The sequence below is a fragment of the Haloarcula sp. CGMCC 1.2071 genome, assembly GCF_037078445.1.
Lineage (GTDB): Archaea > Halobacteriota > Halobacteria > Halobacteriales > Haloarculaceae > Haloarcula > Haloarcula amylolytica.
The window spans coordinates 1-4849 of the sequence record NZ_JAYMGY010000041.1 but is presented as its reverse complement, the minus strand read 5'-3'; the positions used below and the strand labels follow the sequence as shown (position 1 = coordinate 4849).

General features: G+C 52.7%; 4 protein-coding genes and 1 rRNA gene. 1 reads left to right on the top strand and 4 read right to left on the bottom strand.

Annotation, left to right across the window (positions count from 1 at the left end; all coding sequences use genetic code 11):
* Positions 1-109 (top strand): 5S ribosomal RNA (rrf, locus tag VI234_RS21090); the annotation flags it as partial.
* Between the two features lie 860 nt (positions 110-969).
* Here rrf and VI234_RS21085 read toward each other — a convergent pair.
* From VI234_RS21085 to VI234_RS21070, 4 genes are all read right to left on the bottom strand, one after another.
* Positions 970-1488, bottom strand: a complete 519-nt coding sequence (locus tag VI234_RS21085) for a hypothetical protein (protein ID WP_336331215.1) — start codon at positions 1486-1488, stop codon at positions 970-972.
* Positions 1488-2480, bottom strand: coding sequence for a ParA family protein (locus VI234_RS21080; RefSeq protein ID WP_336331214.1), 993 nt, complete (start codon positions 2478-2480; stop codon positions 1488-1490). Before VI234_RS21080 ends, VI234_RS21085 begins: the two co-directional genes overlap by 1 nt.
* A 1079-nt stretch (positions 2481-3559) precedes the next feature.
* Positions 3560-3997 carry a hypothetical protein gene (locus VI234_RS21075; RefSeq protein ID WP_336331213.1) on the bottom strand — a complete coding sequence of 146 codons (438 nt, stop codon included), beginning with the start codon at positions 3995-3997 and terminating at the stop codon, positions 3560-3562.
* Positions 3990-4559 (bottom strand): DUF7342 family protein, encoded by a 570-nt coding sequence (locus tag VI234_RS21070; protein ID WP_336331212.1) that lies wholly within the window; start codon positions 4557-4559, stop codon positions 3990-3992. The genes VI234_RS21075 and VI234_RS21070 overlap by 8 nt, the downstream gene beginning before the upstream one ends.
* Positions 4560-4849 lie beyond the last annotated feature (290 nt).

The window sequence follows — 4849 nt, the reverse complement described above, 5'->3', positions numbered from 1 at the left end:
CGGCGGGGTTGCCTCCCGTACCCATCCCGAACACGGAAGATAAGCCCACCAGCGTTCCGGCGAGTACTGGAGTGCGCGAGCCTCTGGGAAATCCGGTTCGCCGCCACCATTCATACCTTTCATAGCCCACTCAGGAGAGATGCCTCTCCTGAGTGGGCTTTCCGTATTTATACAGCTGACCCACTCAATGAATAGATAGTTCTCGCACTCCGTGAGTCGTCTGTGACACGCTGGTAATCATCCAACTATCAGTGACTGAAACGGTCATGCGAAAATATCTGTCAGTGTAGTTCTAGTTTGCGGTAATCGTGTGGTTGGACAGTATCACTCTGGAAGGGCTTCAGGATCTCCGTGAGCGAACAGGACGCACCCGCTGGCCAGTCTCTCCAGACGAACCGGATGGGTGATCGGCTACTGGAACTCACACCGATGGCCACTGACGAGGTTCAGGACGGACTGGAGAGTTACTCGGTTTTACGGAGTTGGTCATTGACCTCATAGAGCCATCCACGGTCAAGAAGTCGGTCAACCACGTATACTGCATCAGCGTGCTCTTCAATATGTTCGGACTCAGCCAGAAGGAACTCATGTGCTTCAGTCTTAGAGAGTTCGTCAGTACCTGAGGTGTACGCTCTCTCAAGTGTCTGATAGGCATTTTGAACCCAGTCTGGGAGCGGGGGTTGGCCTGTGCGTTTCATAACCCTAGTCAGTCAACTATACACTATACTTGAGAGCCTGCAACTTTACTTCCCCGGACGGTTGGATGCAATTCTGATTTCGAGGCTGAGACACTTTGGGCTGAGATGTTGATTACAGGAGTGAACTACCCTACTCGCTCACGGCTTGCGCCGTTCGCTCCTTGAGGGTAGGGTAGTTCACCTTTATCTCTGTTACTATAAGCTACAGTGGCTGGTAGGAACTGGGTGAGACACACCCTGTTTCGAGTGTAATTCGGCACGTCTGTTACGATTAATCGAGCTCTCCGTACCCGTCTCCTCTCATGAGTTCTGCAACGTCATCTACGTTGTCGAACGCCGCGAGAAGCGCATACTCACGGGCGTCCGTTTTCGCGATGTCGTCTGTCCCAAGCTCCGAAGCAAGCTGGCTCCGAAACTCCGCTTCTCGCGAGACGACTTCATCACGAGCGAAGAGCTCGAGCCGATTGTCTCGTTCATCCCCGACGTTACTCCGACGCACGAAGTACGGATACTGGTGGCCACTCGTTTGGTGTGATCCGGTATCGCTGGCCGTCGAGGTGCTCGTCGTACTCTCTTCGCTGGTACTATTCGCTTCATCCGCTCCTGGGGAGCCCCGGTTGTCGTCTGCTTTCTCAGAGGTGACCTCCTTGGGTTCTCGATCATCCGCCTCCTCGTCTGCGATGTCATCGATCTCCTCACCGGCTTCTTCTGGCTCACCGTCTACTTCTTCCTCATCGTTATCTCCGAAGCTGAGGTTACCTGACCCCGACTTGAATGAATCGCCCCCCATTAGTCAGCCACCTCCGGTTCAGCGGTGAGGTCGAACTTTACCGTTTCGGTTCCATAGTCATCGATATCTAAGACGAGTTCATCATCAACGTCGACGTCGAACGTCTCAGTCGCAATGAATCCCGCCAGTTGCCAAAGTTTATCCAGAGTCTCGAGCTCACGGTCGGGCACTCTACGCTCCCCTTTCTTCGAGACCATCTCGCCGTCTTCTTCGTAGGTCTTCCACCGCTCCTCTACTACTTTGAACGCAGAGCCCCGAGCTTCCCACATGGCATCCATCAAACTTTCTCGTGACCCAATAGAGACTGGCGTTGCGAAGGCGTCCGTATTTTCGAACTGATCGCGATACTGCTTGTGGGCGTTCGTCTGGCCGACTCCGGATGGGACCACACACGAAAGCCCGATTTCGATGTCCAGCGCAGTTTCCATGTTTCTGACCATCTCCTCGAGGCCATCAAGACTAAGACTCCCCTTTCCAGCTGGCTTGACGGGCGCCACCAATGTCCGAAGCGCGTAAATAGCATTGTAGAGGAGGTCTTCAGCGCGTGCGTTAGGATCGATGAGGACCGCGTCGTACTTCTCGTTCAACTGCTCTTGCTCCCAGAGAAGATTGTAGAGAAGTTCAAAACGAGGGTACTCGTCCCGAGAAATTCCCTTCATCCCCGTTTCGTAGGAAATCTTCTGCTCAAGATTGGAGGTGAAATCCCCCAGCATGTCGTGGCTCGGAATGATGTCGACACCCTCTTCAGAGGTCTCGATGAGGTCCTCGAAGTCCCCCTCAGGCATCTCGAGAATGTGCTTTACCAGATTGTCTGCATCCGGGTCTCCACGGTTCTTTCCGACGTCGAAGAGTGAAGTGAGGTTGCCTGTTTGTGGGTCCAAATCGATCACGAGGACATCAAGCCCCATTCGCTTGAGTGCGACCGCGAGATTCGCTGTCATGGTCGTTTTGTATGTCCCTCCAGACTCAGCGTAGACGACGGTCGTTATCATACACTTCCTCAATTGGATTCCTGTTACATATATCTGTGTCAGACATTCGGGACTATTGTCTGTACCAGCTATCTGTATTAATACTCTGTAATGGCAAAATCTACCTCAAGATCGATACTGATTGGGACCCCGATCTGGAGTATCTGCCTGTAGTAGTTATCTGTACTAAACATCTGTAGCAGACAGCTGTAACGATTGTATGGAACAGTTATTAGATATAGACCCCCATATAGGGTTACTTTAGATTGCAATTTCCATTGATCCAGAACAGATATCTGTTACAGACAGATACTACAGCCCTCTGTCTGTAATATATTTGGGTTGGACGTCTACAAGATAGCGAATAGTGGTTTATACTTCAGAAACTGACCCAGGAATTTGTCACAGGTACTCATTACAGACGTCTATAACAGATAGCGACTACTTTGAAAGGGGCAGAGATTATGACTTCCACTAACTCATAGACATCACAGACGCTATCTAGTCTTACTGATTCCCAAACTGAGCAGCGTTATTTGTAGCTATCTCGAGGTTTCAACGCTCTGGAGGAGTGATCAACATTATCTGTAATTCCACGTTTTCGGGTTAGTTGCTATAGCCCTATGCGGAGGTGACGTCCTTTGCCCCCAAGAGCTGTTAGACAGACTACGCGGAGGTCATCACAAATAGCGCCCGCCCAGAAACCGTTGAAGTTGGCACGCTCAGTGCATGGGTTCAAACTATTATGAGAATCCACTAAGGCACTTCACAGGTTACCTCTTGCCGATTTGTATGTCGTCTGTAGCGCTGGAGTGGGCCAAACATACTGGATGCACAGGCGGAATCACGCACTTCTGCAGGCAGATATTATGTTGTATATCGAAGGTCAGAATATTAGCGCAGAAGTTGAGACCGCTCCTCTCAATGCATACGGTCCGGACGCCACAAGGCACAGGGAGGGTTTGTACAGTAGAACTCGAATACCGGGAGCATCGATGCGACGATACACCGAGACGCCAGTAATCCGTTTTCCTGACCCAAGTCGTATTCAACCTGACAACGTTCCGTAGAGCCGCACACTTTGATTCTACCTTGGCTCGTCACTCGCTCCAGAATGCCTCGATTCGTTCATCAAGACGAGTAAGTACGGTGGCGAGCACGTCCTGCCACTCATCTGGATAGTCTTCGTCCTCGCCTGGCGTCGGCGCATCCGGGGGCGGGTGGAAGTGCTCGCGGGCGTTGTGGTCATTGGGGTGGCGGTCCCAGCGGCACTCCCAGGAGTTCCCCGTCCGGTATTGCTCGGAGTAATGGATGCTGAAGTCATCGGTTTCGAACCATCGGATACGAAGATACGCTCGCGTGACCCCGCTTGGGAAGTACCCGAGGTCGTAGTCAGCAACGACGGCGTTCGGTGCATACTCAGGGCGTGCTTGGACATCGCCGAAGCGGGCGCTTCTGGAGAGGTGTGGGGCAATCCGGTCGAGAATTTCAGCATCGATCGGGCCGGTACTGGACGGCCCGTCCCGGTTGTCAGGCATCGATATGACTGGGAGAACTACCAGAAGTTGAGTGATCACGCCGCGCTGCGTCAAGGAGGGTAGCTCTGCGTTCGAGCGTTTTCCACTCGGAGAGCGCTTCCCACGCGTCTTCAGTTGCCATTTCGCGGCTGGCTTCGACAAGAGAGACGGCGTCAGGATCGTCTGCGTCGAACTGTTCTCTGTATTCCTCGATCTGGTTGATGGCGTCTGACAGTGCTTCAACGATCTCTTGGTCGGAGTAGTTCTCGCGGATGCGGTCGATACGTCGCCACTGGAAGTACGCATCGTTGCGCTCGTACCGGACGGGGCGGCCGTCGTGACGGTGAACCAATCCCATCCCATCGAACCACTCCAAGTAGTCGCGGGCAGTCTCAGTATCACAGTCAGCGAGATCGGCGATGTCGGAAACCTTCGTAGGGGTTCGAAGCCCGGTGACGATATCGAGAAGTCGCTCGCGGATCGGACCACCTTTGATCAGCGAATCGGGCGACTCTAAATCATCGAGATCCGGCGGTGACTCGTCGCCAGCGTACGCATCGTCGGGAATGTCTGTGATATCCATTCGTGACGCCTCCGTACCTAATCTAACACTTGGACTGGTATATATCTATTGTGGGCTGAATTATTTCTGCTATGTGCTGCTGAGTCGCGAGTTCGACAGTCAGTGTATTCTAGAGGGTTGGAATAGATCAATTCTCTATCTTGGAAGGTATGCCTTAGGGTGTATAGTGATTCGCTCTTGCGTAGTAGATTGTTGATAGCGAGAGCTGCGGCTGAAAGTCGAAGAGGGCAAGGGCACCGCGCCAGCGGTGCCCGATATGTTCCCAATAAGTCGATTCGTGTCGGAATCGG

Excerpts from the sequence above, each read along its gene's own strand:
- VI234_RS21085 (WP_336331215.1), bottom strand. The coding sequence starts at position 1,488 with ATGGGGGGCGATTCATTCAAGTCGGGGTCAGGTAACCTCAGCTTCGGA.
- VI234_RS21070 (WP_336331212.1), bottom strand. The coding sequence starts at position 4,559 with ATGGATATCACAGACATTCCCGACGATGCGTACGCTGGCGACGAGTCA.
- VI234_RS21080 (WP_336331214.1), bottom strand. The coding sequence starts at position 2,480 with ATGATAACGACCGTCGTCTACGCTGAGTCTGGAGGGACATACAAAACG.
- VI234_RS21075 (WP_336331213.1), bottom strand. The coding sequence starts at position 3,997 with ATGCCTGACAACCGGGACGGGCCGTCCAGTACCGGCCCGATCGATGCT.